Raw genomic sequence first — 26,412 nt, forward strand, 5'->3', positions numbered from 1 at the left:
GTTCTAGGCTGTGGAGCGGGCAACACAAGCCATGCGAACAGGACTCGCGAAATTGCCCGACGGTTCCTATGTCGCGTGCAAGCGAAGGAGAATTACCCGGCATGGAACAGGCAATCATCGCAGGCGGATGTTTCTGGTGCACCGAAGCGGTGTTCCGCGACGTCATCGGCGTAAGCGAAGTGGAAAGCGGATATATCGGCGGGACCAAGGAAAATCCCACCTACAAGGAAGTGTGCACCGGTGCGACCGGCCATGCCGAAGGCATACGGGTGACATTCGATCCTTCGGTGATCACCCTTGCCGAGATTTACGACGTGTTCCTAGGCACGCATGATCCGACGCAGCTCAATCGTCAGGGCAATGACATCGGCACGCAGTATCGCAGCGCGATCTTCCCGCTGAACGCGGAACAGGGCGAAGAGGCGGAAAAGGCGATCGGGCGCTGGAATGCCGAAAACGGCAAGATGGCCGTGACCACGATCGAAGGCCTGATCGGCGACGAGCAGACCAAGCCGTGGTTTCCGGCGGAGGATTACCATCAGGAATACTGGGAAGGCGAAGGCCAGCGCAACCCATACTGCCTCGCAGTGATCCCGCCCAAGATCATGAAACTCAGGAAGAGCTTCCAGAAGTATGTGAAGGCTTGAGGTTGGGCCATGGCTCCCAATTACACAGCCAACCCCTATTGCAGTTCTATCGAGGTGCAGGCCGACGGGTCCGTTACCTTTGCCTGCTCGCAGGACAAGGCCGCTAATGCGTGGCTGACACTGCCGCCGCATCATCCGGTTGTCGTTCAGACGCAGGCTTTCTGGACGGCGGTGGGCGCCTCGATCGCGCTGCAGGGGATGGAGGCGACGCAGTGGAGCGCGCTGACCTGGATCGATTGGCAACTGGGAAGCGGCGACGATGGCCATGCCGTGCGCGGGACTTACCGCCGCGACGAGACAAGCGAAAACCCATCCTACGAGGTGGTCCTGTATAACGAGGCAGGGGCAACAGTTGTGACCATCAGGGGGCGCGGCGTGATCTTTCGCAACCGCAATTTTGAAGCATGGCGCGCGGATGCAAAGGCGCAGGCCCGGCAGGATCAAGCTGGGCAGGGCGAATCGTCAACCAGTTTCACCTATGCCACGCCGCAAGCGCTTGGCTTGACGAAGGATGAGCGTGCACTTGTCGCGCCGATCGCGGCAGGCGCGGATCACGTCGAGGCGCTGGTTACTGCGGCGAACGGCTTTCCGCCCGGCAACCCCCTGATCGGCGGTTCGGGCGACCATGTGAACTCAACCCATTTCCACGAAATCGCACGACAGGCCACGTTCCTCGTCAAGGGCCGCACGGATATTGAGACAAGCGGCACGATGACGCTGAACCGCTATGTCGAACTGGGCACTCCGATGCGGCTCAACATTCGCGACAATGCGGAAAGCCACATCGCCTATGATATTGAGCAATTGGGCAAGACTTGCGCGCAGATCACCTTGCGCTGGTGAAGCGTTTCAGCGCATCCGGCCAGAAGCAGACAAGGAAACCCACGATCATCGTGGCATAGCCATAGGGGTTTGATCCAATCCCCCAGGCGCTGATTACAACAGCGCCAATTAGAACCAGTCCAACGCCAATCTTCGAGCGGTGCCAGTGGCACAGCCCGACCAGCGCCAGCGCTACCGTGAAAACCCGCCCGGCCCATTCGATAAACGGTTTCCATACGGGACCGGTGTTCATCAGCTCGCCGACCACGGCAGAGCGCAATTCCGGCTGGGGAAAGCTCCACAGGACAAAGTCGATCATGCACATGCCGATGATGAGGATCGACCCGGTTATCATCGCCGGACCCGCGATCAGTGCCAGGCCCCGGCGCGGCAGGCGCGCGGCAAAGGGGATCAGCAATGCTGCGCCAAGGAACATCAGCCAGTGGATGTAATCAATCGGCACTTCATCCTTGGTCATCGAACCGGTGGTCACGATCCAGATCTGCCCCGCCAGATAGAGCGTAAGGCCAATGATGAAGACAGTTTTGTCGATACGATCAGGCATATGGGGCTTTCTTCATTCTCTTACCCACCGCCCGACGAAGAAGCCGTCGAGTCCGCCTTCATCCGCCAGCATCCCCGGATCGGTCCGCAGCCAGCCTTCGGGCGTGGGCGCGATGCCGTCGGGGAGTTCTTCCGGTGTGATCGGTGCAGGCGCAAGGCCACAGTTCGCGCCGATCCACGCGGCTTGATCCTCGCCTTCCTCGCGTTCAAGCGAGCACACCGCATAAACCAGCGTGCCGCCGGGTTTCAGCAAGCCCGCCGCCCGTTCGATCAGGGCGCGCTGGATTTCGACCATTTCGGCGATCTGGCGCGGGCCGATGCGGTGGAGCACGTCAGGGTGGCGTCGGCAGGTGCCGGTCGCGGTGCAGGGCGCGTCCAAAAGGATCGCGTCGAACTGGTGCTTCGACTCCCAAGTCAGGGCATCGGCGCGCACGGGTGAGGCTTGCAATCCGGTGCGCTTGAGATTGTCCTTCAGCACATCCAGCCGCCGCTTCGAAATGTCGAGCGCGGTCACCTTCCACCCCGCTGCTGCCAGCGCCATCGTCTTGCCGCCCGGCGCGGCGCACAGATCGAGCGCGCTTTTGCCCGCGCCCTCGCCCAAGAGGTGGCTCGGCAATTGCGCGGCGAGATCCTGCACCCACCAGGCGCCGTCCTTGAACCCTTCGAGGCTTTCGACCGCGGTGCCGCGCGGGACGCGGACATGGCCGGGGGCAAGGCTGATCCCGCCAAGCTGTGCCTGCCACTGCGCGGTTTGCGCTGCCTCTTTGACGTGCAGATCGACTTCGGGCGGAAAGGCGAGGCCGGGTGCGATGCGGCCAGCCATTTCGCCCCAGCGTCCGCACACGGCATCGGGCAGGCTTGGCGCCTCGGGCAAGCTCGCCGACTGTTTCGTCAAGGTCGAGAATACCCCGTGCGCCAGCCTCCGCGGCCCTCCGGCAAGCAGCGGCAGACCCGTGGCGATCACCGCATGCGCAGGCGTTTCCAGCCGCAGGGCTTGTGCCAGCATCATCCGCAATACGGCGCGCGGCTTGGCATCGTCGGGCAGGCGCTGCTTCGTCGCGCTGTCAATCAGGGCATCGATGTCGGTCAACCAGCGCAGCGTCTCACCCGTGATCGCCCGCGCCAGCGCCTTGTCATTGGCGTCGCGCACGTCGCGCAGCGCGCCCGGCGCGGCTTGCTCCAGCGTCTCGCCCCGGCGCAGCACCGCGTCGAGCATTTTGAGCGCGGCGCGGCGCGCGTGAATTCCTGTGGGTTGGGCCATTGCACTTGCGGTTAGCGGCAGTTGAAACCAAGCGCCAGCACGCGCATTGATATCCCCGTATGACGAAAGAAAAATCCGAAGCCGCGAAGACCTTCAAGAAGCCCGCGCACTGGACCAATGATCCGCCGCCCGCGCCGAAGAAGGTCGATCCGCTGAAAGACGAACCGCGCGATCTTTCGCCCACCCGCTATGGCGACTGGGAAAAGGATGGCATCGCCTGGGATTTCTGACAAACCTCAGGAATCGTGGATGAAATTCACGAGGAAGAAGCGCGGGCCATCCTTCACAAGACAAGTGACTTTTGTCCGTTCACGGCCGAGCGGCCCGAATTCGCACTGACCTTCCGCCTCGGTCCATTCATTCTGCGAGCGCAGGCGAATGGCGGATATTTCGAACCGGTCGGCGCGGGTAAAACCGCCTCGAAATTCGACCGACCTCAGCCGCGAAGGGTATGTGAAGGCGATTTCTGCCTCCGACCCGCCCCGGCGGATTTCCAACCGGTCGCATTCGACAAACACATGCCCCTGTTCAAGCAGCGGGGCGAGTTCTTCCGAATAAGTGCAGCGCCCCTCGATCACCTCGGCATCATTGCCTGGCGTTTGCGCGGCAAGACCAGCGGCAGCCAGCCCGGCAAGGCAAAAGGTGAAGGCGAATTTCTGGCAAAGGCGATCCATTGCCAGACCATTGCACCATGCCGATTAGCAGCCTCTGAACATCAGAGTTTCACGAACTCCACCTTCAGCCCGTCTTTGGGCTGCGGGATCGGCCAGTCCTGCCAGTCGGGCTTGTACCCGGCTTCGGCTTCGATGCGGTAACGTTGCAGCAGCTGCGCCAGCAGGATCTTCACCTGCATGTAAGCAAAGTGCAGGCCAAGGCACATATGCGCGCCGCCGCCGAACGGAACCCATGCGTATTTGTGGCGCGCCTTCACCTTGTCCGGCGTGAAGCGCATCGGGTCGAAGGTGAAGGGATCGTCCCAGTATTCTTCCGAATGGTGGGTCCAGTAGATGTTGATGCCGACCATCTGCCCGGCCGGGATACGATAGCCTTCGTATTCGAATTCGCGCAGCGCACGGCGCGGCATGGACGGCACCGGCGGGATCATCCGCAGCGCTTCCTTGAACGCCATTTCGGTAAGGTCGAGGTTGGCGAGATCATCGTAAGACAGCGGGCGCGGCTTGCCGTCCCCGTCAGGCCCGCCCGTCACGGCAAACACTTCCTCGCGCAGCTTTTCCTGCCATTCGGGATTGGTCGCGAGGTAATAGATTAGCGATGTCGCGCTGGAGGTGATGGTGTCATGCGCCGCCATCATCAGGAAGCTCATGTGATCGACCACCTCGTCCACCGGCAGCATCGATCCGTCTTCGCGGGTGGCGGTGGCGAACTGGCTGAACATGTCCTGCCCGCCGCCTTCGGCTCGGCGCCGGTTGGTTTCGCGGGTCAGGTATTCGATCATGTATTTGCGGCCATCGACGCCCTTCTTCATTTTCGTGAAGGGAAGCGGTTGGCGGATCGGGGCGACCGACGCCTGAACCATGTCGACAAAAGCGGTGTTGATCCGGTCCGCCTCCGGCCCCCACGGAATGCCAAGGAAGCTGTCGGCGGCGAGATCGAGCGTCAGCTTCTTGATCGCGGGGTAGAATTCCATCTGGCCTTCCCACCCGGCAACCTCGCGCGCGATCCCGCTGTTCAGCGCGCCCGAATAATGCTGCATCGGCCCCGGCTTGAACGCGATCGATAGCGCGCGGCGATCGATCCGGTGATGGTCGAAATCCATCAGCATCAGCCCGCGCGGAAACAGCTGGTCCAGCACCGGGCCCCAACCCTGTTCGGACGAGAAGATCTTGTCCTTGTTGAACAGCACCATCTCATTGGCTTCGGCCCCCATCAGCGCGACGTTCCACCCGCCAAAGGCGTAGGTCTTGTAAACCTTGCCATAGGTTTCGATCATCCGCTTGGTGAAGGCGTGGGGGTTGGCCAACTGCTTGAAGGTGTTGCCGACAATCGGCCAGCCGCCTTCGCCCGGAATATGCGCCAGCTCCGCTTCGGTCGGCACGCCGTCGCTCCAATGGCGAAACGGATTGGCCGTCATCGGCTTTTCAGCCTTTGCAGGCTTGGGGGCGGGTGCGTTTTCAGGCTGGGCCAGGGTTGCCATCGGATCCTCTCTATCGCGCTATCGGTCGGCTCAACGATACGTTTGCTATTTGCAACTTACCACAGTGTAAATAGGCCGCCAACTCCGCTCGTCGATCAGATCCAGCCGGACAGTTCCCGGCGGATCATCTTTTCCAGCATCTGCACGCCGCTGGATGAGACGTTGAGACAATCGAGCACGGCGTAGTTTTCGCCGCCTGCCTCGATGAATTCGTCACGCCCTTCGAGCGCGAGTTCCTCCAGCGTTTCGACGCAATCGGCGGCAAAGCCGGGTGCGGCAACCACCAGGCGTTTCGTGCCCTTTTCGCCTTCGGCAATCAGCGTGTCGTCAGTCGCCGGTTCAAGCCATTGCGCCGGGCCGAAACGCGACTGGAAAGTGGTTTCGAACCGGACATTGGCGAATTCGGAGCGCTGCACCAGCCGTTCGCGCAGCAGGCGCGCGCTCTTGTGGCAATGGCAGTGATAGGGATCGCCCTTTTCGAGCGTGCGCATCGGCATTCCGTGGAAGCTCAGCAGCATCACTTCCGGCGCAAAATCGAGCGCGCGCACCTGCCGGGTCAGATCGTCGGCCAGCGCTTCGAGATAGAGGTTGTCGTCGTGATAGGGCGGCAGGAACCGCAGCGCGGGTTGCCACCGCATCTGCCCCATGACCCGCGCGACTTCGTCAAAAACGGTCGCGGTGGTGGCGGCGCAATATTGCGGATACATCGGCGCGATCAGGATCCGGTCGCAACCCTTCTCGGTGAGTTCGCCCAGACGCTTTTCAATCGATGGCTGGCCATAACGCATGGCGTAATCGACGACGATATCGACCCCGCTCTCACCGCCCATTTCCGCCGCGATGGCCTCTGCCTGTCGCGCTGTGATATCGGCAAGCGGCGATCCCCGCTCGGTCCAGATCTTGGAATAGGCCGCCGCGCTTTTCTGCGGGCGGGTGTTGAGGATGATGCCGCGAAGGATCGGCTGCCACGCGATTGCAGGGATTTCGATGACTCGCGGATCGGACAGGAACTGCTTGAGATAGCGTTTGACCGAACCCGGATCGGGCGCGTCGGGCGTGCCGAGATTGACCAGCAGGACGCCGATGGAGCCGCTGTTTACCGGTGGGTGATCATTGGGGAGGCGTTGCGCTTGCCAGGTCATGCTGCGCTCAACGCGTGAATGCCCAGGTGTATCCCCACCTTGTGCAGGCGACAGTTACGGCCACGGACGGGCGAGGGGAGAGTCATCGGGATCATAGACCGCTTGAAAGTAGGGGCAGACGGCGCAGCCGCAAGCCTGTCGCCGAAAACAGCGCATTGGCAATCGCCGGAGGACACACCGCCACACCCAGTTCACCGGGGTCTGCCGGAGGAGCAGAGCTTTCCACCAACGCAACCTCGATCTCGGGACATTCGGCCAGTGTCGGCAGGCCGAGATCGGCATAGGCGAAGGCTTCGGGCAGGCCGCCGCGCATCTTGAGCGCATTGCCCAGCGCGATGCCGAGGCCGAACAGCAGACCGCCTTCGATCTGCTGGCGGGCGATGTCGGGGTTGATCACCCGTCCGATATCGACTGCGGCAGAAAGCCGGGTGACGCGCACGCCGCCTTCGCCGGGCCTTGCGGTGGCGACACAGGCGATGCGGCCGCCGGTTTCAGCGTCGCCGATGCGATGGCAGGCGATGCCCTGACCGCTGCGATCCGCCCCGCCATCCCACTGCGCCAGCGAGGCGGCGCGTTGCAGGCAGGCGGCCATGCGGATGTCGCTGCCCAGCATAGACATGCGGAACGACAAAGGCTCGCGGCTGTGCTGGCTGGCGATTTCGTCGATAAAGCTTTCCATCGCGAACGCTGTCGGCACATGCGAATTGCCGCGCACCCGCCCGGTGGGCTGGCCGGTTTCGACCGGGATGTGCCGCACGGTGACGCTGGGCAGTTCATAGGCTGGAACCGCCCCCTCGCACGCGAGCGCGTCGCTCTTTCCGGCGGATTCGCGGATGGCGGCCCAGGCCGTCAGATTGCCGAACAGGCGCTCGCCGAATTCCCTGTTCGAAGGCGGTGTGGCGATCCGCCATTTGAGTGCGTCGATTGCGCCGTTCCCGCCTTCGGAAAGCTGCGCGCCCAGCAGCATGTAATAGGGTGCACGCGGGCGGGTGTGGATCATCTCCTCGCGCCGCGCCCATGTCAGCTGCACCGGGCGTTCCAGTTCCTTGGCGATATGGGCGATCTCGATCGCGTGATCGTGTTCAAGCCGCGCATCGAAGCTGCCGCCTGCGGGCATGGGGTAAAGCACCACGTCTTCCGGCGGCAGACCGACAGCGCGGGCCGCTGCGCGCCGCGCCTGTTCGGGGGCCTGCGTTGCGATCCACAGTTCGAGCCGCCCGTCGGCATAGCGCGCCGCCGCGCTGGCGGTTTCGAGCGATGCGGCGGGTGCAGGTTCGACTTCGTAACGGCGCGCGATGTCGACCCGTGTCATCGCCTCTTCGCCAAAGCCGGTTTCGGCGATCTTGAAGCTGTCTCCGCCTTTCAACAGCGTGTCCATCCGCGCGTCGATATCGCTGGTGTCGACGGGGAAGGCGGTGGTGAATTGCGGCTCCATCGCGTCGAGCGCGGCCTGCGCGCTCCACCATGTCGTCGCCGCAACTGCGAGCCAGCGCTTGGTTTTTACCGCGCCGACGATGCCGCGTATCCCCTTCGCTGCCTCTGCATTGAAGCCGGTCAGCTCGCTGCCGTTGTTGGGGCCGTGACGGATCGCGGCAAAGACCATGCCGGGCAGGCGCACATCGCTGGCGAAGGTGAAGCTGCCGTCGACCTTTGACGGCAGGTCGATGCGCGGGAAATCGGGTGCGGCGGCACCGCCCTCGCTTGCCGGGGCCGTCAGGTCGGCGCGCGGCGGTTCGGGCCGGATCGGCGCGGGATCGGGTGCTGAACGCGTGGCTGCACCTTCGGCCAGTTCGCCGAAAGTCGCGCTGTTATCGCCCCAGCGCACGATGCCGTTTTCGACCTCGCATTCTTCCCAGTTCGCTCCCCAGCGCGACGCGGCTTCCTCTGCCAGCATCGCACGTGCTGCCGCCGCGGCTTCGCGGCACGGCATTTCATAGGCGGCAATCGAAGTGCCGTCGGCGGTGGCGGCAAACCGGCTGGAGCGGGCAAAGCGTTCCGCCTGCATCTCGTCGAAATCATCCGACAGGCCGGCGGCCACAGGCTCCCACAGATCGGCCCAGCGCCGCGCCAGCGGAACATTGGCATAGGCCGCCGCGACCGGAGCCGGCTCAACCGCGACTTGCCGCCAGTCCGCGCCCAGTTCCTGCGCCACGATCTGCGGCAACAGCGTGGTGATGCCTTGCCCCATTTCCAGCTGCGGCACCGCCACGGTGACGACACCATCCTCGGCAATCTTGATCCACGCGTCGAACAGATGTTCGCCCTGCGCCGGAGCCAGCGGGTTGGGATAGCTGCGCGGCAGGAACCACCACGCCACCAGCAGGCCGCCGCCAACAGCGGCCCCCGTCACCAAACCCCGGCGTGTGATCTCCATCGGTTCAGAGCTTTCCGGTCTTGATCCAGCGATCCAGCTTTTCCGCGATCGCAAGGAACGGTGCGGCCCCTTCGCCGTCGCCCGCTGCCGGAGGCTTGCCCGCGTCACCGGCGATGCGGGTTTCCATGGTCAGCGGCACACGGCCAAGGAAGGGAATTTCCAGTGCCTCGGCAAAGCGTTCGACCCCGCCCTGACCGAAAGGATCGCTCACTTCGCCGCAATGCGGGCAGGCGTATCCGGCCATGTTTTCGACCAGCCCGATGATCGGCACGTCGCCATCCTCGAACAATTGCCCGGCGCGCGCCGCATCCAGCAGTGCGAGGTCTTGCGGCGTCGATACCAGCACCGCGCCATCGGGTTTGCTGTCGGCCATCATGGAAATCTGCACGTCGCCCGTACCCGGCGGCAGGTCGATCAGCAGCAGTTCGGTATCGTCCCATGCCGCATCGACCAGCTGGCCCAGCGCCTTGCCCGCCATCGGCCCGCGCCATGCCAGCGCCTTTCCGGGAGGGACAACATTGCCCATCGACAGCACCTTCACCCCGTGCGGGCTTTCCACCGGAACCAGCTTGTCGCCTTCGCTCATGGGCTTGAGGCGCTCGGTTGCCAGCAGGCGCGGCTGTGACGGACCGTAGATATCGCCGTCGATCACGCCGACCTTGCGCCCCATCCGCGCCAGCGCCACCGCGAGATTGGTGGTGAGCGTGGATTTCCCCACGCCGCCCTTGCCCGATCCCACCGCAATGATCATCCGGCGGCGGCGATCCGCGATCAGCGCGACGCGCACTTCGTCAACTTCGTCCAGCGCGATCAGCGATTGCTCGATCAGCCCTTCGAGTTCCTGCCGCGCCTTTGCGCCCAGATCACCCGCTTCGGCCACCACAACCGCGCGCCTTTCCGTGATCCGCGCCGAACGCAGGCGGCCGTGGATTTCGACGGGCAGTTTCGACCGGATCAGCGCCTCGGCCTCGGCCGCGCTCAAAGGGGAATTGTCATCCTTGTTCATAACGCGTGCCCTCTAGCAGCAAATTCACCGCGCCAACCCCTGTTTTTCCGCAATTTGCATTCCTATAAGGGTCATATGCGAATGTTGGACGGTTTCAGACAGAATTTCGGGCTGGCGATGGCTGGCAAGAATCCTTGGGGCAAGCCTTCGAATGGCGGAGGCGACGATTCTTCTGGTGGCGATGATACGCCCACAGGCGAAGGATCAGGCTCCGACGGCGGCGATGGCCCGCGCAACCCGTGGTTGCCGGGCGGTGGTGGCAGCCAGAAGCCGGGCGGACGCCGATCCGCCAGCATCGAAGACATCTTCAAGAATCGCGGACCCGAAGGGCCGCGCCGCGCAGGTGGCGGTGGTGGCGGCGGTTTCCGCGTCCCCGAACGCCCCGGCGGTGGGAGCTGGACCCCGATCCTGCTCGCGGGCGTCGTTGCGCTGTGGTATCTGGCTACGGGCGTGCATCTGGTCGAGCCGGGTGAAAACGCCACGGTCAAGACGCTGGGCAAATACACACGCACGCTGGATCAGGGTTTGCATTTCACCGGGCCGTATCCGATCGAAACCGTTTCAATCGAAGATGTCGAAGGCGTGCGCGCCGTGCAGATTCCGGCGGGTTCGGGTGAAAAGCTGATCCTGACGGGCGATCAGAACCTCGTCGATCTCAGCTACATCGTGCGCTGGCGGATCAAGGATCTGCGCGATTTCAAATATCGGCTGGAACAGCCCGAAGAGACCGTGAACGAAGTCGCCGAGGCAGCAATGCGTGCTTCGGTCGCGGAAAAGACGCTCGATGAAACCTTCACCGGGCAAGGGCGCGCTGAAATCCAGCAGGCCGTGCGCGAACGGATGCAGGAAGCGCTCGACGGTTATGGTGCGGGCGTGCAGGTCGTCGGTGTCGAAATCGCCAAGGCTGACCCCCCGGCAACGGTGGTGGATGCATTCCGCGATGTATCGGTGGCCGAACAGAACGCAGACCGGGCGCGCAACCAGGCCCGCGGCTATGCCCAGCAGGTGCTGGCGCAGGCCGAAGGTGAAGCCGAAGCCTTCACCAAAGTCTATGAACAATATCGTCTCGCGCCGGGTGTGACCCGCCAGCGCCTGTATTACGAAACAATGGAGCGCGTGCTGGCGCAGACCGACAAGACGATTGTCGAAGCGCAGGGCGTAACCCCGTATCTCCCGCTTCCCGAATTGCGCCGCAGGGCGGCCAATCCGGCTCCGCCACCGGCTCCGGCGGCTGAAGCGCAACCGGCACGGCGGGGAGGGCAGTGAACATGGAAAACCTCTGGAACAATTACCGCCTGCCGATCATCGCCGTCGGATTGCTAGTGCTCGGCTTCTTCATGAGCGCCTATGTCGTGAACGAGGAAGAGCAGGTCGTCGTTGTGCGCACGGGTGAACCGGTCCGCATCGTCAATCGTCCGGGCAGCGATTACCCGGCTGGCCTGTATTTCCGCATCCCGTTGATCGAATCGATCAGCCGGATCGAAAAGCGTGTGCTCGATCTGGAAATGACGGACGAGGAAGTCCTGTCGAACGATCAGCAGCGTCTGCTCGTGAACGCCTATGCGCGGTTCCGGATTGTCGATCCCAAGCGGATGATCGAACGCGCCGGCACGACCGATGGCGTGCGCGTCGCGCTTGAGCCGATCCTCAACTCCACCCTGCGACAGGAGCTGGGCCGCCGCACCTTTGCCAACATGCTGACCGCCGAACGCGGCACGGCGCTGGCCACGGTTCGCCGCAATCTCGACCGCGAGGCGCGGCAATACGGGGCCGAGGTGATCGACGTGCAGATCAAGCGCACCGACCTTCCCGAAGGCCGCCCGCTCGAATCCGCGTTTGAACGGATGGAATCCGATCGCCAGCGCGAAGCCCGCACGATCCGTGCCGCCGGTGATCGCGATGCACGGATCATCCGGGCAGAGGCCGATGCAGAGGCAGCCAAGATCTATGCCGACAGCTTTGGCGTGGATCCGGGCTTCTACGATTTCTACCGCGCAATGCAGAGCTACGAACAAAGCTTTGCGCGCGGGGAAGGCCGTGGTGACAGCGCGATCATCCTGTCGCCCGACAATGAGTATCTGCGCCAGTTCCGCGGGGTGCGGTGATCCGCGTGACACACGCCAATCGGACGAACCGTTGATACCGGTCCACCGATTACACGTGTGTTCAATCAGCGTTCAGTGCGTCTGGCCCCATTATGGCGGCGTAGCTGATACACAATCGAATGCCCCCTTGCGGGCGTTCAGACATGGAAGGAACGAGAGGACGTGAACAACGTGCGTTATGTTTATGGACTGACGAGCGCGCTTCTGGTCGGAGGCGCAGCGGTTTCGCTGATGACCGGCTATCCCGCCGGTGCGCAGGTCGCCCAGAACGACGATGCGGTCATGAACCGGGTCGTTCCCGTCGAAGGCGCGCCTGCGAGCTTTGCCGACCTTACCGAGCAATTGCAGCCTGCGGTGGTCAACATCGCGACCCGCCAATCGGTAGAGGTCAACCGCAATCCGTTTGCCGGCACTCCCTTTGCCGAACTGTTCAACCGGCGCGGCGGCGGCAACCAGCCGCAACGGCGCGAGGCGCAGTCGCTGGGTTCGGGCTTCATCATTTCGGCTGACGGCTATGTGGTGACGAACAATCACGTGGTGTCGCCCGACAATCGCGCGCGGCTTGAAGAAATCACCATCACCATGCCCGACGGCACCGAATACGAAGCCGATCTGGTCGGCGCCGATGCCGCATCGGACCTTGCGGTGTTGAAGATCAAGTCGAACGACACCTTCCCGTTTGTCGAGTTCGGCGATTCGAGCCAGACCCGCGTGGGTGAATGGGTGGTTGCGATCGGCAACCCCTTCGGCCTTGGCGGCACGGTGACTTCGGGGATCGTTTCGGCGGTTTATCGCAACACCGGCCAGGGCGGTGCCTATGATCGCTACATCCAGACCGACGCCAGCATCAACCGCGGCAACTCCGGCGGTCCGCTGTTCGACATGCGCGGCAATGTGATCGGCATCAACAACGCGATCTTCTCGCCTTCGGGCGGCAGCGTGGGCATCGGCTTTGCCATCCCCGCCGAAATCGCCGCTCCGATCGTCGAGCAACTGCGCAAGGGCCAGGAAATCGAGCGCGGCTATCTGGGTGTGAACCTGCAGCCGATGAACGATGATCTTGCCGCTTCGCTGGGGCTTCAGCGCAATCGTGGCGAAATCGTCCAGGTCGTGACCGAAGACAGCCCGGCACAGCGCGCAGGGCTCAAGGCGGGCGACATCATCGTGTCGGTCAATGGCCGCGAAGTTTCGTCTGACCAGACGGTTTCCTTCCTTGTCGCCAATCTCGCGCCGGGCGAAAGCGTGCCTGTCGAAGTGCTGCGCGAAGGCCGGCGCCTGACGATCAACACCACGCTGGGCAAGCGCCCGAGCGAGGCCGAGCTGGCGCAGCAGGCGCAAACCTTCGATCCGGACGCCGAAGAGCCGATGAACCCGGAGCAGATGGACGATGTGATCGCCGAAAAGCTGGGCCTGCAGGTGATCGAAATGAACGCGCAGATCGCCCGCAGCCTTGGAGTGCCTGCCGATACCAAGGGGCTGGTGATCGGCGCGGTCGATCCCAATTCGGACTCCGCGGCCAAGGGGCTGCGGCGCGGCGACATCCTGCTGTCTGCGAACTATCAGGAAGTCACCACCATCGCTGCCCTGCGCGAACAGATCAATGCAGCGCAGGAAGAAGGGCGCGACGCCGTACTCCTGCGGATCCAGCGTCGTGGCGCGCCGCCGCGCTTCGTCCCGGTGCGTCTGCGCTGATAGCGACGGCCACAAGGCACAAGAGAAAAGGCCCCGGAGCGATTTGCTCCGGGGCCTTTTTCTTAGGCCATTCCGTCAAACCTATGGCGGGCTGGACGAGGGCCGTGGGCGGGGCGGCTGGCGTGGGGGCGGATCACCACCGACCGGCGCACCGATCGCCTGTTCGAGGAAATCGTCGCTCACCGCCTTGGGCGGTTCCTCCACCGGGACAAGCCCGCCACCGCCGCGTTCGCCCTGCACGTCGAAAGGCGCATTCCCGCCTCCGCGAGGCACCTCGCGCCGGCCCGGCTCGATCAGATTGCCCTGTTCGTCGATGAAGTAATAATCGTCGGGATCGCCGAAAAGCGCCTCTTCATCGGGTTCCAATTGCCATTCGGGCAGGTTCAGTTCGGTGTTGAATTCCACCACCGCCCGATCCTTCACCGCATAGCGCATATAGGCGGCAAAGGCCTGCGCGGGAGCGCGTCCGCCCTGCAATCCGGGCACGGCCTTGGCATCGTCCCGGCCCATCCATACGCCGGTGGTGATCCCGCTCGAAAAGCCGACGAACCAGCCATCCTTGTTCGAAGAAGTCGTCCCTGTCTTGCCCGCCACCGGCCGCCCGATCTGGGCCGCGCGGCCCGTTCCGGTCTGCACCGCCGCCTGCAACAGATCGGTGATCCCGGCGACGACATATTCGGGCACCAGCTGGGATTCGCGCGGGGCCTCGCGTTCGTAGATCGTTTCGCCATCGGCAGTCACCACCTTGGTGATGCCATAAGGTTCCACCCCCTTGCCCCCGGCGGAGATCGCGGCAAAGGCGCGGGTCATTTCAAGGAGGCGCACCTCGGACGAACCCAGCACCATCGACGGGAAGGTCGATACCGGGGTGCTGATGCCGAACCGCCGCGCCATCGACGCGACCGTGCCAAAGCCGACTTCATTGCCCAGCTGCGCTGCGACTGTGTTGATCGAATAGGCAAAGGCGGTGCGCAGATCGGTTTCGCCGACATTGCGCCCGTTGGAATTGCGCGGGCTCCATCCGTCAATCGTCACCGGGGTGTCCACCACCCTGTCATCGGGGGTGTAGCCCGCTTCCAGCGCGGCGAGGAACACGAACAGCTTCCACGAAGACCCCGGCTGGCGCAGCGCATTGGTGGCGCGGTTGAAATTGGTCTCGACGTAATCGGTGCCGCCAACCAGCGCGAGGATCGCGCCGTCGCGGTCTATACTGACAAGCGCACCCTGCGAACCGCTGGGCGTATTGGCGTCAATCGAAGCGGTCGCGGCGCGCTGCATCCCGATGTCGAGCGTGGTCCACACTTCGAGCGGGGCATTCGTTTCGGGCAGGAGGATGTCGAGCTGCGGCAGCGCCCAGTCGGTGAAATAGCGCACCGAATTCTGACCCGATTGCTGCTTCAATTCGACCGTATCGACATCGACCGATGCCTGTTCCTGCGTGATATAGCCCTGTTCTTGCATCAGCCGCAGCACCACCTGTGCGCGATCCACTGCGGCCTGCACATCGGCGGTGGGGGAATAACGGCTGGGTGCCTTTACCAGCCCGGCGATGATCGAGGCTTCGGCCACCGACAGCTCGGTCCCCGGATGGCTGAAGAACTTGCGGCTGGCGCTGTCCACGCCATAGGCGCCGCCGCCGAAATAGACCTTGTTGAGATACAGCTCGAGGATCTGCTCCTTCGAGAATTTCCATTCGAGCGCCATCGCCAGCACCGCCTCGCGCGCCTTGCGGTCAACCGTGCGGTTGGATGACAGGAACAGGTTGCGGGCCAGCTGCTGCGTGATGGTGGAGGTGCCGCCGACGCGCGAACGCGTGCCCATGAAGCCTTCGACGATGGCCCCGGTGGTGCGGATCGGATCGACCCCGAAATGCGAATGGAACCGCTTGTCCTCCACCGCGATCATCGCGTTGCGCATGTTCAGCGGGATTTCGTCATGCTCCAGCCATTCGCCAAAGCTTGGCCCGATTTCGACGATTTCCGTTCCGTCGCGGGCGCGCACCAGAATGGTTTGCCCGGTCTGGGTCGCCTTCAACTGGTAGAAGCTGGGGATCGATTGCGCGGCAAAGCCCACAGCAAAGGCGAGGAATATCGCGCCCAGCACCGCCGCCGCCGTGCCCCAGATCGCCAGCCGTTTTGTCCATTTCCACAAGGGTGATTGCGGGCCGGAGGGGCCTCGGGCGCCGCTCGCGTCACGGGCCAGCTTCATCTTGCCCGTCCCGTTCGCGCTGGCGGCGCGTTCGGCTGCGGCGCGGCGCGAGCCACGTTTGCCCTTGTTCTGAAGGCTGTCGCCTCGTTTAGACATTGATTGCTGTGGTACCTGAATTGCGCATCCTGCAAGAGGACTGCCCATGCATAGGCGAGTTCTAACCCCGCGTGAACAAGCGCTTGCACAATGTCCCCATCAAGCCTGCCCCGCGGTCCATCCGGCGCCGCTAGGAACCGTCCGATCCGGTTTCGGGGGCAAATTCGAGCGCGGCCGAATTGATGCAATAACGCAGGCCGCCTTCCGCCGGAGGTCCGTCGGGGAACACATGGCCCAGATGGCCGCCGCAATTGCCGCAAAGCACTTCGGTGCGGATCATGCCATATGAAGTGTCGCGCCGTTCCTCGATCGTGTCGTCATCGGCGGGGCGGGTGAAGGCGGGCCAGCCGCAGCCGCTGTTGTACTTCGCCGCGCTGATGAACAGGCGGGTGCCGCAGGCGGCGCACATGTATTCGCCGTCTTCGTAGAACTTGTCGTATTTGCCGGTGAAGGCGCGTTCCGTCCCCGCTTCGCGCAGGATGTGGAATTGCTCAGCGCTGAGGCGCTGGCGCCATTCTTCTTCGGTCAGGCTGCGGGGATCGTCGGTCATCTGCTCTCTCTCCGGTGGCGGCGGATCATTTTCCTACTTTCGGGCAATCCACTAGACCGGGAGAATGTTCCGTTCACCCCTTCTTTTTGGCGCATCTGGCAGGGCGGATCGAAAGGTCACACCGCGCCAGCATCTTGCGCGGGCTTTCCATTTGTTTTTCAGATGCTTGGAGAGAACGCGAATATTTTCAAAACACCCGGTTCACTGTAACACCTCAGGCATCGACCTGCGCATAATGATCCGGCGGCTTGATCGCGTCCATGCGTTCGGACAGCAGCGGGCGGAAGCTCGGGCGGCTCTTGAACACGGCATACCAGCCGCGCGTCTGTTCGTGCCCGGTCCAGTCGATCCCGCCGAGGTAATCGGCGACGCTGATCTGCGCGGCGGCGGCAAGATCGGCCATGCTCATGGTCGATCCGGCGAGCCACGGGCGGTTGTCGATCAGCCAGTCCATGTAATCGAGATGGCCATGCGCCATGCGCATCGCGTTGCGCAGCGCGCGGCTGTCGGGCGGCTGTTTGTAGACGATCCGCTTCTTCATCCGCTCCAGCAGCAGCGGCGCGGTGACATCGGCGTAGAAATTCTCGTCGAACAGCGCGACCAGACGGCGGATCTCGGCCCGTCCCGTCGCCGTGCCGTTGATCATCGGCGACTTGTCGACCGTCTCTTCGAGATATTCGGCAATCGCCCGGCTGTCAGCCAGGACAATGCCCTTTTCCTGATTGACCAGCACCGGCGTTGTTCCGGCGGCGTTGAGATTGTGGAAGTGATCGGAAGCGGCCCAGGGGTCTTCGCGCACCAGTTCATAGGCGACGTTCTTCTCGCCCATGAGGAGCCTGATCTTGCGCGAAAAGGGGCACAGGGGGAATTGGTAAAGCTGCCACATCGTGACGTTTCCATTGCCCGAATTCGCTGGGCGAATCCAGCGTTGCTAAAGCCCGGCGGACTGCTTCAGCAGCAGGCAGGCGGGCATCATCGCGGCAAGCCGTTGTTCACCATCGGGATTGTCGAGCTGTCCGACCTCGTAAAACGTCAGCGCGGACACCTGCTCGCGCGTCATCCCGGTTGCATCCATCAGCACGGCCATCGCTTGCACGAAGAATTCGCGGCCCCCGTCGGCTTCGAGATCGGCGTAGTCCGCACCGCGCGGATCGCCAGATTTCTGCCACCGGCTTACCAGCGCGAAGGCGATGGCGCAGCGCGGCCCGGTGGCCTGCTCGATCGGCAATTCGTCGAGCGATGCAATCGGCGCGGATTGGGGTTCGGCGCCGCTGGCAGGCGGCGCGGCGGCGGGTGCGGATTGCAGCGCAAGGGCGAGCGCGGCGGAAAGCGAAATGATCATGCCGTGCCCTATAGCGCGGCAGATGAACCCGTGGCTACGAAACTCTCAGAAGTCCGCTTGTGGAGAGCCGCGCGTGCCCCTACTTCCCTCACACCAACCCTCAAGAGGAGAGAACTGCAATGCTCAATCACGTGATGATCGGCTCGAACGATATCGAGCGGTCAAAGGCCTTCTACAACGCCGTGCTTGGCGTGCTGGGTGCGGGCGAACCCTTCGTCAATGTCGCGGCCAGCGGCCATACGCGGCTGTTCTACATCCATGATGGCAGCACGTTCTCGATCAGCGAACCGATCAACGGAGAGCCCGCCACTGCCGCCAATGGCTCGACCATCGGCTTCAAGTGCAACAGCCTTGAACAGGTCAAGCAGCTTCACGATGTGGCGGTGGCGAATGGCGGCACCAGCATCGAAGACCCGCCGGGCCCGCGCGCCGGCAGCATGGGCGTGATGAACCTGTGCTACTTCCTCGATCCGGACGGCCACAAGATCTGCGGCATCCACCGCGAAGGCTGATCGGGCGGCCTAACGGCTCAGCTCGAACACAGCGAATTCAGCGCGCCAGTTTGCCCCGAGGGGTGAAATGGCGCGCTCATTCGCGAAGAACCACGAGCGTTCGATCTTGGCGCCCTTGGCGCGGGCAAGATCGCGGAAATCCTCGACGGTGACGTGGTGGATGTTCTGGGTTTCGAACCAGCTGACAGGCAGTGCGCGCGTCACGGGCATCCGCCCGCCGAACATCAAGGCCGCACGGGTGCGCCAGTGGGCGAAGTTGGGGAAGGAGACAAAGGCCTTGTCCGCGACCCGCAGCAACTCGTCGAGCATCGCATCGGGCCGCGTCGCCGTCTGCAAGGTCTGGCTGAGCACCGCGAAATCGAACGCCTTGTCAGGGTAATCGGCCAGATCCACATTGGCATCGCCCTGCACCACCGAAAGCCCGCGCGCGACGCAGCGTTCGACCAGTGCGCCATCCAATTCCATGCCCCGCGCGTCGCAACGGCTCGCGCTTTCCAGTTCGGCCATCAACGCGCCGTCCCCGCAACCGATATCAAGCACCCGGCTGCCGGGCGCGACATGCGCGGCGATGGCGGCGAGATCGGGGCGGAGGGTGGAAGGCCGGGATGTCATTCGACAAACCCCTTCACCACGCGATCGAGCTGTTCGTGCTCAAGCAGGAAGCTGTCGTGGCCGTGCGGCGCGGAAAGCTCGACGAAGCTGACCTTGGCTCCCGTCGCGTTCAAGGCATGGACGATGTGGCGGCTTTCGGCGGTCGGATAGAGCCAGTCGGTGTCGAAGCTGACGAGGCAGAAGCGCGCGCGGCTATCGGCAAACGCGTCCGCCAGCTTGCCGCCATGCTCCTCCGCCAGGTCGAAATAATCCATCGCCCGCGTAATGTAGAGGTACGAATTGGCATCGAACCGCTGGGTAAACCCGCTGCCCTGGTATCTGAGATAGCTTTCGACCTGGAAATCGGCGTCGAAACCGAAGCTCTTGGCGTCCCTGTCCTGCAGTCGCCGTCCGAATTTCTCGGTCAGCCCTTCTTCGGAAAGATAGGTGATATGCGCCGCCATCCGAGCCACGGCGAGGCCGTTGTCGGGTCGCGCGTCAGAGGCGTAGTAATCCCCGTCTGCCCACGCCGGGTCGGCCATGATCGCCTGCCGCCCGACCTCGTGAAAGGCGATGTTCTGCGCGGAATGGCGCGCTGTCGAAGCGATCACCAGCACCCGCGCGGCGCGATCCGGCCAGTTAGCGGCGAGGCTCAGCGCCTGCATTCCGCCCATGCTGCCGCCCACGACCGCATGCAGCCGATCAATCCCGAGCCCGTCGAGCAGTGCCACCAGTCCGCGCACCATGTCGCGGATGGTGATGACGGGAAACCGCATCGCGTAAGGCTGTCCGTCAGGAGAAATGCTCGCCGGGCCGGTCGATCCCATGCAACTGCCGATGACATTGGCGCAGATGACGAAATACCTGTCCGTGTCGATCGGCTTGCCGGGGCCGACCATTCGTTCCCACCAGCCCGGCTTGCCGGTGATCGGATGTTCGCTCGCGACATATTGATCGCCGGTCAACGCGTGGCAGATCAGTATCGCGTTTGATTTGTCGGCGGCCAGATCGCCATAGGTCTCGTAAGCGATCTGCGCGCCTTCAAGCGCCTGCCCGCTGTCGAGCGGGAGAGCCTGCGGAATGGCATAGAGTTTCGAGGCGAATGGCGCGTTCATTTGCCGGGCGAAGTGGGGAAAGGCCGCGCCCGTGTCAATCGCGCTGCGCATTGCCGCGCTTTTCCGGCTGTATTTGCGCCGCCTTTGTCGTTATTCCGCCGCTCTCCATGACGACAAAGCCAGCCCCCAAGCCCTATATCCTCGGCATCCACGCCTATGTCCCCGGCAAATCGACCGCGAGCGATGGTCGTGCGCTGGTCAAGCTTTCGGCCAATGAGAACCCGCTGGGGACGAGCCCTGCGGCACTTGCCGCGCTGGAGAGCGCACGGGGGGAGGCTGCCAGCTATCCCGATCCTGATGCCAAGGCGCTGCGGGCCGCGATTGCGGAACTGCACGGGCTCGACCCGGCGCGGATCGTGTGCGGGACAGGTTCGGACGAACTGCTGAACCTCGCCGCTCAAGGCTTTGCCGGTGCCGGCGACGAAGTGCTCTTCAGCGCCCATTCCTTCGCCGTCTACGATATCGCGGCAAGGCGCTGCGGCGCAGCTCCGGTCGAAGCGCCCGATCGCGATCACACTGCCGATGTCGATGCCCTGCTTGCCGCGGTGAGCGAGCGAACCAAGGTCGTCTTCCTCGCCAATCCGAACAATCCGACCGGCACATGGATCGCGCCGGAAGAGGTCGTGCGGCTGCACGCCGGATTGCCTGCGGACGTGTTGCTGGTGATCGACGAGGCCTATGGCGAATATGTCGATCCTGCGCATCAGCGCGTGGGTTTCGATCTCGCGGCGCGGCACGACAACGTGCTGGTGACGCGCACCTTTTCCAAGATTTACGGCCTTGCTGCCGAACGCATCGGCTGGGCCACCGGCGCGCCGGGGCTGATCGACGTGCTGAACCGGATCCGCGGGCCGTTCAATGTCACCACCAGCGGCCAGAAGGCGGCGCTGGCCGCGCTGGGCGATCAGGATTTCGTCGTGGCAAGCCGCACTCACAACGCCGCCGAGCGCGCCCGCTTCGTTGCCGCGATCGAAGCTTTGGGCAATCACGGGCTGGTTGCGGTGCCGAGTGAGGCGAATTTCGTGCTGGTCGAATTCAATGGCGAGCTTCCGGCTGAAGCCGCGCTTGGCGCGATTGCCGAGGCAGGATATGCGGTGCGCCACCTTCCGGGGCAGGGGCTGCCCAATGCGCTGCGCATCACCATCGGAAAAAGCGCCGACATGGACAATGTGATTGCCTGCCTGCGCAGCCTGTGCGGGGAAATCGCATGAGGATCGCACGGGTAGCGATCATCGGGCTTGGCCTGCTGGGCGGGTCGATCGGGCTGGCCCTGCGTGAGCGCGCGCCTGAAATCGAGACGCGCGGCTTTGATGCCAATCCGAATGTGCGCGCCGTCGCAACCGAGCGCGGGCTTGTCGGGACCGTGTGCGAAAGCCCGGCCGAAGCGGTAAGCGATGTCGATCTGGTGATCCTGTGCGTGCCTGTCGGTGCGATGGGCGATGCCGCAGCCGCGATTGCCGAAGCGCTTCCCGCGCGGGCGATCATCAGCGACGTCGGATCGTCAAAGCAGAGCGTGGCCGAGACACTGGCCGCCGTCCTGCCGGGCCGCAATGTCATCCCGGCGCACCCGGTGGCGGGAACCGAGCAGAGCGGCCCCGAAGCGGGCTTTGCCAGTCTTTTCGTCAATCGCTGGTGCATCCTGACGCCGCCCGATGGTGCCGACCCGGCAGCGGTCGAGGCCTTGAGCGCGTTCTGGAGCGGGCTGGGCGCGAAAGTCGAGATCATGGACCCGCAGCATCACGATCTGGTGCTGGCGGTGACCAGCCACATTCCGCACCTCATCGCCTTCACCATCGTCGGCACCGCCAGCGATCTTGAGGAAGTGACCCGCAGCGAAGTCATCAAGTATTCCGCCGGTGGCTTCCGCGATTTCACCCGCATTGCCGCATCCGATCCTGTGATGTGGCGCGATGTCTTCCTCAACAACAAGAGCGCGGTGCTGGAAATGCTGGGCCGGTTCACCGAAGACCTGACGGCGCTGCAACGCGCGATCCGTTCAGGTGACGGGGAGACGCTCCACGACCTGTTCAGCCGCACCCGCGCGATCCGGCGGCAGGTCATCGAGGAAGGGCAGGACGACGATCGGCCCGATTTCGGGCGCGCGGATCACGGCTAGGCATCAAGCCCCGACGGGCAATCCGTTTTCCGGCATGCTGCTTTGTTCGTTCAGCACGTTGATGGCCTGATGCACCCGGCGTTCCATCTCCTCTCGCGGGAGGCCTGCGGGAATCGTTTCGCCGACCTGATAGGTGATGGTGCCGGGGCGCTTGATCAGGCGGTGATAGGTCGGCCCGCTGTTGACCGCGATCGGCACGACGGGAAGCCCCAGCAGCTTGTAAATGCCCGCAAACCCCGATTGCAGCGGCGGCTGTTTGCCATGCGCCACCCGCGTCCCTTCGGGAAAGATGACGAGCGGGCGCCCTTCGCTGATCCGCAATCTCGCTGTGGCGATCATCTCTCTTAGTGCTCGCGCGCCCTTGTCGCGCGCCACCGGGACAAGGCCATAGACACGGGCAGAGAACCCCCATCCGGGAATGAGGAACAGCTCACGCTTTGCAAAAACGGTCGGAAAACTGAACAGGCGCGGCATGTCGATCGCTTCGAAGAAGCTTTCGTGCTTGACCGCGATCAGGACGGGTTCGTCGGGGATTCTGCCGTGCTGGAGGATCTGGATGCCGAGAATGCGCTCCACGCACCAATGGTGCCACCTGCCCCACAACGCCACGATCTTCTTGAGCTGGTCGCGCCCGAGCGGGATCGCCAGCACCGATGCCACCACCAGAACCGCGCTGAACCCGTAGAAGAGCGGGTAAAAGACAAGGCTGCGCAAAAACGCCACTGACGCCCTCAATAACCGAACAGGCCTGCACCCCAACTGGCGAGCAATTTGTGATATTCAAGAAACAGGCTGGCGAGGCTGGGTTGCGAAGGCACCGCATCGCGCAGCACTTCGACATTGGCGGGCAGGGTGCGATCAAGCTCGCCCGCGGCCCGGCGCATATGCCAATCAGTGGTGACAAGGCGGAGGGAGCGCACCGAATTGGCAGCCACCCAATCGGCGGTTTCCGTGGCATTGCTGCGCGTGTCCACCGCGACGAAGCCCAGCGTTACACAGCAATCCATCAGCGCCTGATCGACTTCGAACTGGACCGCGAATTCTGCCGGCGTGACTTCGGGATCTACCCCGGTGACAAGCATCTTCGAGGCCAGCCCGGCGTCTAGCACCGACAGGCCTTGCGCGATCCGGCCCGGTCCGCCGGTCGGAACGATCACGGCATCCGTCGCGATGTCATCGGCGGGTTGTGGCAGGGTTACCGTGAACCACAGGAAGCCCAGTGCCCACGCCAGAACTGCGGCCGCGAAACTGTATCTGAAGAACGCCATTACTCTACAACATCGATTTCAGCGCAAAGCCGATAGTGATCCGGCCGGTTACGAGCGCGAGCATGACTCCGGCAAGGGGGATCGCTCCGATCAGCATCCAGTCGCCAATGCCCAGGTTCCCGCCGCCGACCATGCCGCTGTCAAGCGCTGCGAATTGCTGGCCCAGCACCCATACCGCAGCAAGCCCGAGCAGCAATCCGACAACCGATCCGAAGGCCGCATCACGCAGAACCGAACGCTGAAAGATGCGCGTGACCTGTTCGTCCGTGCCACCGAGCAGATGGATGATCTCTACGGTGTCGCGGTGATTGGCAAAGGCGCTGCGGGCCGCAAGCCAAACTGCGGCGGCAGTTGCGAAGCTGACCAGCACGATCAGCGCAAGCGCCAGATACTGCAATGCCGCCAGTGCGTCATAGACCGGGCGAAGCCAATCCGATTGCGCGTCGATCTTCGCTCCCGGTGCGGCTTCGACGAGCGCTGCCTGCAATTGCCTAATTTCGCTCGCGCTGGCTCTGCGTGACAGTTCGACGTCGATCAGTGCCGGAATCGGCACGTCTTCGCTCGCGGCGCTTGAACCGAGCCATGGCTCCAGCAAGGCGACCAGTTCCTGTTCAGGCACGATCCGTACAGAGGTAACCAGCGGATGATCGCCCAGCGCGTCAGCGGCAGCCTGAGCCCGCGCCTGCCTCACCTCCGGATCGGCTTCGACAATCTGCACGGTCACTGCTCCAGCCAGGTCGGCGCGGGCATTTTCGGCAAGATTGCGCAGTGACAATCCGCCCGCCGCGGCGATCACCACCAGCGCGATCAGAATGGCGATTACCCACGGAATCGGCCCCGCGAACCGTCCTTGAGGCAGCAGGCTGGCGCTCCTCGTCCGCGCCGGGGCCGCTGCATCGGCAGTTTGTTCTTCCGGAAGCGGGGGCGTGTTCATGCCGGACCCTTTGGCGTCGCGCGGGGTGAAGGCTTGGGTGTCGGCCGCGGCGGATAGCGCAGCGCGCCAGTAGGATCGGACAGTCGCCCGTTCTGCAACCGCATGATCAGCGAGTCGGGCACTTTCTTGAGCAGATGCACATCGTGCGTGGCGACGATGACTGTGGTGCCAACCCTGTTGTTGAGAGCCTCGAACAGGCGCAGCAGTTTCAGCGCCATGTCCGGATCGACGTTACCTGTCGGCTCGTCCGCGATCAGCATTTGCGGCCTTGCAATGACGGCGCGGGCAATGGCGACGCGCTGTTGTTCGCCACCGGACATCGTTGCCGGTATCGCATGCGCCCGGTGCGACAGTCCGACCCAGTCGAGCATATCCGATACGGCCTTCACGACGCGGGTCTCATCCGTCCCGGCAAGCCGCAGCGGCAGCGCGACATTGTCGAAAGCGGACAAGTGCTGCACCAGCCGGAAGTTCTGGAACACCACGCCAAGTCGACGGCGAAAATCGGGCAGCTTGGTGCGCGGCAGGGTGATCATGTCCTTGCCGAACATCCTGATCGCTCCCCGCGAAGGACGCTGTGCAAGATACAGCAGCTTCAAAAGGCTGGTCTTGCCCGCGCCGCTGGCACCGGTGAGAAAGTAGAAGCTGCCGGGGAAAAGCGTGAAGCTGAGATCGCTGAGCACCTCAGGATCGGTGCCGTAGCGCAAGCCGACATTGTCGAATTTCACGATTTCTGCCGGCCTGTCGGTCATGGCGCGCACTTATCAGCGCGCCTGCCATCGGGAAAGCCCAAGACGTGTGCTATCGCCATGAATCCGCCTTTCTGACCGGTGTTGATGCGCTCCACTGGGGAAAAATTGCCCGATTCGCCTCACTGTGTCGCTGCCGGACTTGTGCGGCGGCAACCGCTGATTATTGCCATAAGGGCGATGATTATTTCCTGCCCTGCCTGCGGAACACGCTATGTCGTGCCTGAAACCGCGATCGGCGCCGACGGGCGGACCGTGCGTTGCGCGAAGTGCAAGCACAGCTGGTTTCAGGAACCCGCCCCGCTCGACCTGACTGAGCGCGCTGATGCGAAGCCGCAAGAAGCCGCACCTCCGCCTCCGCCGGCTCCACCCCCGCCACCTCCTGCGGCAGAACCTGCTACGACATCAGGTGCGACGCCTTCGGTCAGCCATTGGCGTACGCAAGACCGGCCCGAAACATCGGGGGAAGCTGCTGCGACTGACGGGATCGCTGCAAAGGCTTTCAAGCAGGGCTTGGGAGAGACAAGCGCGCCTCCTCCAAGCCGTCCGGAGCCTGATCCGCAGGAAGATTCCCCGGTTGACGAAGCTTTCGGTTCCGATGCCGATCCGCTTGCCGGAAATGGTCCCGACATGGCGGACGATCCGGTCTATTCCGATGACGATGACTATGACGATGGGGCGTCGCAGTTCGACTACAGCCCGCCGTTCACGCGGCGCCGCAACTCGCTGAAGATGTGGACGATCGCGGCTGCGGCGTTCGCGCTGCTGGCGTCGGGAACGGTGGTTGCGGTCAATTATTATGGCCTGCCCGACTGGTTCCCTGTGACCCGCCCGACTTTCGGGATTCAACCCGCCAGCCTCGAACTCGACTTCCCCGCCGCGCAGCAACGCAAGGTGACGCTCGAATCGGGTGAGGAAATCTTCGAAGTGCGCGGCAATATCCGCAACACCGGCGCAGAAAGCGTCAGCGTGCCGAGCCTGCTGATCGTGTTCCGGGATGAGCGTAACAAGAACGTCTACAGCTGGGTGGTCGTCCCGTCGAAGCGGGAGCTAGCCCCCGGTGAAACGCTCAATGTTACCGAGGCGGTGACGGATATTCCGGTTTCGGCGAAGGCTGCGGAAATCGGCTGGTCGCCGAACTGACGCGCCTCTCGCCAGCAGTC

The 26,412-nt window shown here is 63.5% G+C and carries 27 protein-coding genes; 10 read left to right on the forward strand and 17 right to left on the reverse strand.

The features are described 5' to 3' along the window. Positions 1-101 precede the first annotated feature (101 nt). Positions 102-647, forward strand: a complete 546-nt coding sequence (msrA, locus tag AABA34_RS04050) for a peptide-methionine (S)-S-oxide reductase MsrA (RefSeq protein ID WP_338304008.1) — start codon at positions 102-104, stop codon at positions 645-647. Positions 648-656: 9 nt separating this feature from the next. Next, positions 657-1,490 carry a hypothetical protein gene (locus AABA34_RS04055; RefSeq protein WP_338304009.1) on the forward strand — a complete coding sequence of 278 codons (834 nt, stop codon included), beginning with the start codon at positions 657-659 and terminating at the stop codon, positions 1,488-1,490. Here the strand turns inward: AABA34_RS04055 and AABA34_RS04060 are convergent. Together AABA34_RS04060 and AABA34_RS04065 are read right to left on the reverse strand one after the other, a co-directional pair. Then, positions 1,474-2,034, reverse strand: a complete 561-nt coding sequence (locus AABA34_RS04060; RefSeq protein ID WP_338304010.1) for a hypothetical protein — start codon at positions 2,032-2,034, stop codon at positions 1,474-1,476. The genes AABA34_RS04055 and AABA34_RS04060 overlap by 17 nt on opposite strands. A 12-nt stretch (positions 2,035-2,046) precedes the next feature. After that, positions 2,047-3,294: an RsmB/NOP family class I SAM-dependent RNA methyltransferase gene (locus tag AABA34_RS04065; RefSeq protein ID WP_338304011.1), complete on the reverse strand. Its 1,248-nt coding sequence runs from the start codon at positions 3,292-3,294 to the stop codon at positions 2,047-2,049. A gap of 59 nt (positions 3,295-3,353) precedes the next feature. Between AABA34_RS04065 and AABA34_RS04070 the strand changes: the two genes are divergently transcribed. Then, the gene (locus tag AABA34_RS04070; RefSeq protein ID WP_084155881.1) at positions 3,354-3,524 is read left to right on the forward strand and encodes a DUF1674 domain-containing protein; all 171 of its coding nucleotides are present in this window, start codon (positions 3,354-3,356) and stop codon (positions 3,522-3,524) included. A gap of 6 nt (positions 3,525-3,530) precedes the next feature. Here the strand turns inward: AABA34_RS04070 and AABA34_RS04075 are convergent, their stop codons facing one another. The 5 genes from AABA34_RS04075 to AABA34_RS04095 all read right to left on the reverse strand — a co-directional run bounded on the left by AABA34_RS04075 (position 3,531) and on the right by AABA34_RS04095 (position 9,971). Continuing rightward, positions 3,531-3,968 carry a hypothetical protein gene (locus AABA34_RS04075; protein ID WP_338304012.1) on the reverse strand — a complete coding sequence of 146 codons (438 nt, stop codon included), beginning with the start codon at positions 3,966-3,968 and terminating at the stop codon, positions 3,531-3,533. A gap of 41 nt (positions 3,969-4,009) precedes the next feature. Beyond that, the gene (locus AABA34_RS04080; RefSeq protein WP_445083754.1) at positions 4,010-5,449 is read right to left on the reverse strand and encodes a cytochrome P450; all 1,440 of its coding nucleotides are present in this window, start codon (positions 5,447-5,449) and stop codon (positions 4,010-4,012) included. Positions 5,450-5,544: 95 nt separating this feature from the next. Continuing rightward, complete coding sequence (gene hemH / locus AABA34_RS04085) at positions 5,545-6,591, reverse strand: ferrochelatase (RefSeq protein ID WP_338304013.1); 1,047 nt, start codon at positions 6,589-6,591, stop codon at positions 5,545-5,547. A 91-nt stretch (positions 6,592-6,682) separates the two neighbouring features. Continuing rightward, entirely contained in the window at positions 6,683-8,965 is a 2,283-nt protein-coding gene (locus AABA34_RS04090; protein ID WP_338304014.1) for a xanthine dehydrogenase family protein molybdopterin-binding subunit, read from the reverse strand. Positions 8,966-8,969: 4 nt separating this feature from the next. Further along, on the reverse strand, positions 8,970-9,971 hold the full coding sequence (locus AABA34_RS04095; protein ID WP_338304015.1) for an Mrp/NBP35 family ATP-binding protein: 1,002 nt from the start codon (positions 9,969-9,971) through the stop codon (positions 8,970-8,972). 75 nt (positions 9,972-10,046) lie between these two features. Here AABA34_RS04095 and hflK point away from each other — a divergent pair, with 75 nt between their 5' ends. The 3 genes from hflK to AABA34_RS04110 all read left to right on the forward strand — a co-directional run bounded on the left by hflK (position 10,047) and on the right by AABA34_RS04110 (position 13,768). Next, positions 10,047-11,237: a protease modulator HflK gene (hflK, locus tag AABA34_RS04100; RefSeq protein ID WP_338304016.1), complete on the forward strand. Its 1,191-nt coding sequence runs from the start codon at positions 10,047-10,049 to the stop codon at positions 11,235-11,237. 2 nt (positions 11,238-11,239) lie between these two features. Further along, positions 11,240-12,076 carry a protease modulator HflC gene (gene hflC, locus AABA34_RS04105; protein WP_252259757.1) on the forward strand — a complete coding sequence of 279 codons (837 nt, stop codon included), beginning with the start codon at positions 11,240-11,242 and terminating at the stop codon, positions 12,074-12,076. A 162-nt stretch (positions 12,077-12,238) separates the two neighbouring features. Next, positions 12,239-13,768: a Do family serine endopeptidase gene (locus AABA34_RS04110; RefSeq protein WP_338304017.1), complete on the forward strand. Its 1,530-nt coding sequence runs from the start codon at positions 12,239-12,241 to the stop codon at positions 13,766-13,768. Positions 13,769-13,849: 81 nt separating this feature from the next. Here the strand turns inward: AABA34_RS04110 and AABA34_RS04115 are convergent, their stop codons facing one another. From AABA34_RS04115 to AABA34_RS04130, 4 genes are all read right to left on the reverse strand, one after another. Further along, on the reverse strand, positions 13,850-16,072 hold the full coding sequence (locus AABA34_RS04115; protein WP_338304018.1) for a transglycosylase domain-containing protein: 2,223 nt from the start codon (positions 16,070-16,072) through the stop codon (positions 13,850-13,852). Positions 16,073-16,202: 130 nt separating this feature from the next. Continuing rightward, on the reverse strand, positions 16,203-16,622 hold the full coding sequence (gene msrB / locus AABA34_RS04120; RefSeq protein WP_338304019.1) for a peptide-methionine (R)-S-oxide reductase MsrB: 420 nt from the start codon (positions 16,620-16,622) through the stop codon (positions 16,203-16,205). A 214-nt stretch (positions 16,623-16,836) separates the two neighbouring features. After that, on the reverse strand, positions 16,837-17,508 hold the full coding sequence (locus tag AABA34_RS04125; protein ID WP_252259761.1) for a glutathione S-transferase family protein: 672 nt from the start codon (positions 17,506-17,508) through the stop codon (positions 16,837-16,839). Positions 17,509-17,553: 45 nt separating this feature from the next. Continuing rightward, positions 17,554-17,964, reverse strand: coding sequence for a hypothetical protein (locus AABA34_RS04130; RefSeq protein WP_338304020.1), 411 nt, complete (start codon positions 17,962-17,964; stop codon positions 17,554-17,556). A gap of 119 nt (positions 17,965-18,083) precedes the next feature. Between AABA34_RS04130 and AABA34_RS04135 the strand changes: the two genes are divergently transcribed. Next, positions 18,084-18,476 carry a VOC family protein gene (locus AABA34_RS04135; RefSeq protein WP_252259763.1) on the forward strand — a complete coding sequence of 131 codons (393 nt, stop codon included), beginning with the start codon at positions 18,084-18,086 and terminating at the stop codon, positions 18,474-18,476. Positions 18,477-18,485: 9 nt separating this feature from the next. Here the strand turns inward: AABA34_RS04135 and metW are convergent, their stop codons facing one another. Next, complete coding sequence (metW, locus tag AABA34_RS04140) at positions 18,486-19,088, reverse strand: methionine biosynthesis protein MetW (RefSeq protein WP_338304021.1); 603 nt, start codon at positions 19,086-19,088, stop codon at positions 18,486-18,488. Beyond that, positions 19,085-20,182, reverse strand: a complete 1,098-nt coding sequence (gene metX / locus AABA34_RS04145) for a homoserine O-acetyltransferase MetX (RefSeq protein WP_338304687.1) — start codon at positions 20,180-20,182, stop codon at positions 19,085-19,087. Before metX ends, metW begins: the two co-directional genes overlap by 4 nt. A gap of 107 nt (positions 20,183-20,289) precedes the next feature. Here metX and hisC point away from each other — a divergent pair, with 107 nt between their 5' ends. Further along, the gene (hisC, locus tag AABA34_RS04150) at positions 20,290-21,393 is read left to right on the forward strand and encodes a histidinol-phosphate transaminase (RefSeq protein WP_338304022.1); all 1,104 of its coding nucleotides are present in this window, start codon (positions 20,290-20,292) and stop codon (positions 21,391-21,393) included. Next, complete coding sequence (locus tag AABA34_RS04155; RefSeq protein ID WP_338304023.1) at positions 21,390-22,298, forward strand: prephenate/arogenate dehydrogenase family protein; 909 nt, start codon at positions 21,390-21,392, stop codon at positions 22,296-22,298. Before hisC ends, AABA34_RS04155 begins: the two co-directional genes overlap by 4 nt. 3 nt (positions 22,299-22,301) lie before the next feature. Here the strand turns inward: AABA34_RS04155 and AABA34_RS04160 are convergent, their stop codons facing one another. The 4 genes from AABA34_RS04160 to ftsE are packed head-to-tail and all read right to left on the reverse strand — an operon-like array spanning position 22,302 to position 25,252. After that, positions 22,302-23,021: a lysophospholipid acyltransferase family protein gene (locus AABA34_RS04160; protein WP_338304024.1), complete on the reverse strand. Its 720-nt coding sequence runs from the start codon at positions 23,019-23,021 to the stop codon at positions 22,302-22,304. An 8-nt stretch (positions 23,022-23,029) separates the two neighbouring features. Then, on the reverse strand, positions 23,030-23,566 hold the full coding sequence (locus AABA34_RS04165; protein ID WP_338304025.1) for a YdcF family protein: 537 nt from the start codon (positions 23,564-23,566) through the stop codon (positions 23,030-23,032). Between the two features lie 4 nt (positions 23,567-23,570). Then, positions 23,571-24,500 carry a cell division protein FtsX gene (locus tag AABA34_RS04170; protein ID WP_338304026.1) on the reverse strand — a complete coding sequence of 310 codons (930 nt, stop codon included), beginning with the start codon at positions 24,498-24,500 and terminating at the stop codon, positions 23,571-23,573. Then, positions 24,497-25,252, reverse strand: coding sequence for a cell division ATP-binding protein FtsE (gene ftsE / locus AABA34_RS04175; RefSeq protein WP_338304027.1), 756 nt, complete (start codon positions 25,250-25,252; stop codon positions 24,497-24,499). The genes AABA34_RS04170 and ftsE overlap by 4 nt, the downstream gene beginning before the upstream one ends. A gap of 177 nt (positions 25,253-25,429) precedes the next feature. On the opposite strand from ftsE, the gene AABA34_RS04180 reads away from it, so the two are divergent. Continuing rightward, a complete protein-coding gene (locus AABA34_RS04180; protein ID WP_338304028.1) occupies positions 25,430-26,392 on the forward strand; it encodes a zinc-ribbon domain-containing protein in 963 nt (320 codons plus the stop codon). Positions 26,393-26,412 lie beyond the last annotated feature (20 nt).

This window comes from Erythrobacter sp. Dej080120_24, from assembly GCF_036322605.1.
GTDB classification, from domain to species: domain Bacteria; phylum Pseudomonadota; class Alphaproteobacteria; order Sphingomonadales; family Sphingomonadaceae; genus Erythrobacter; species Erythrobacter aurantius.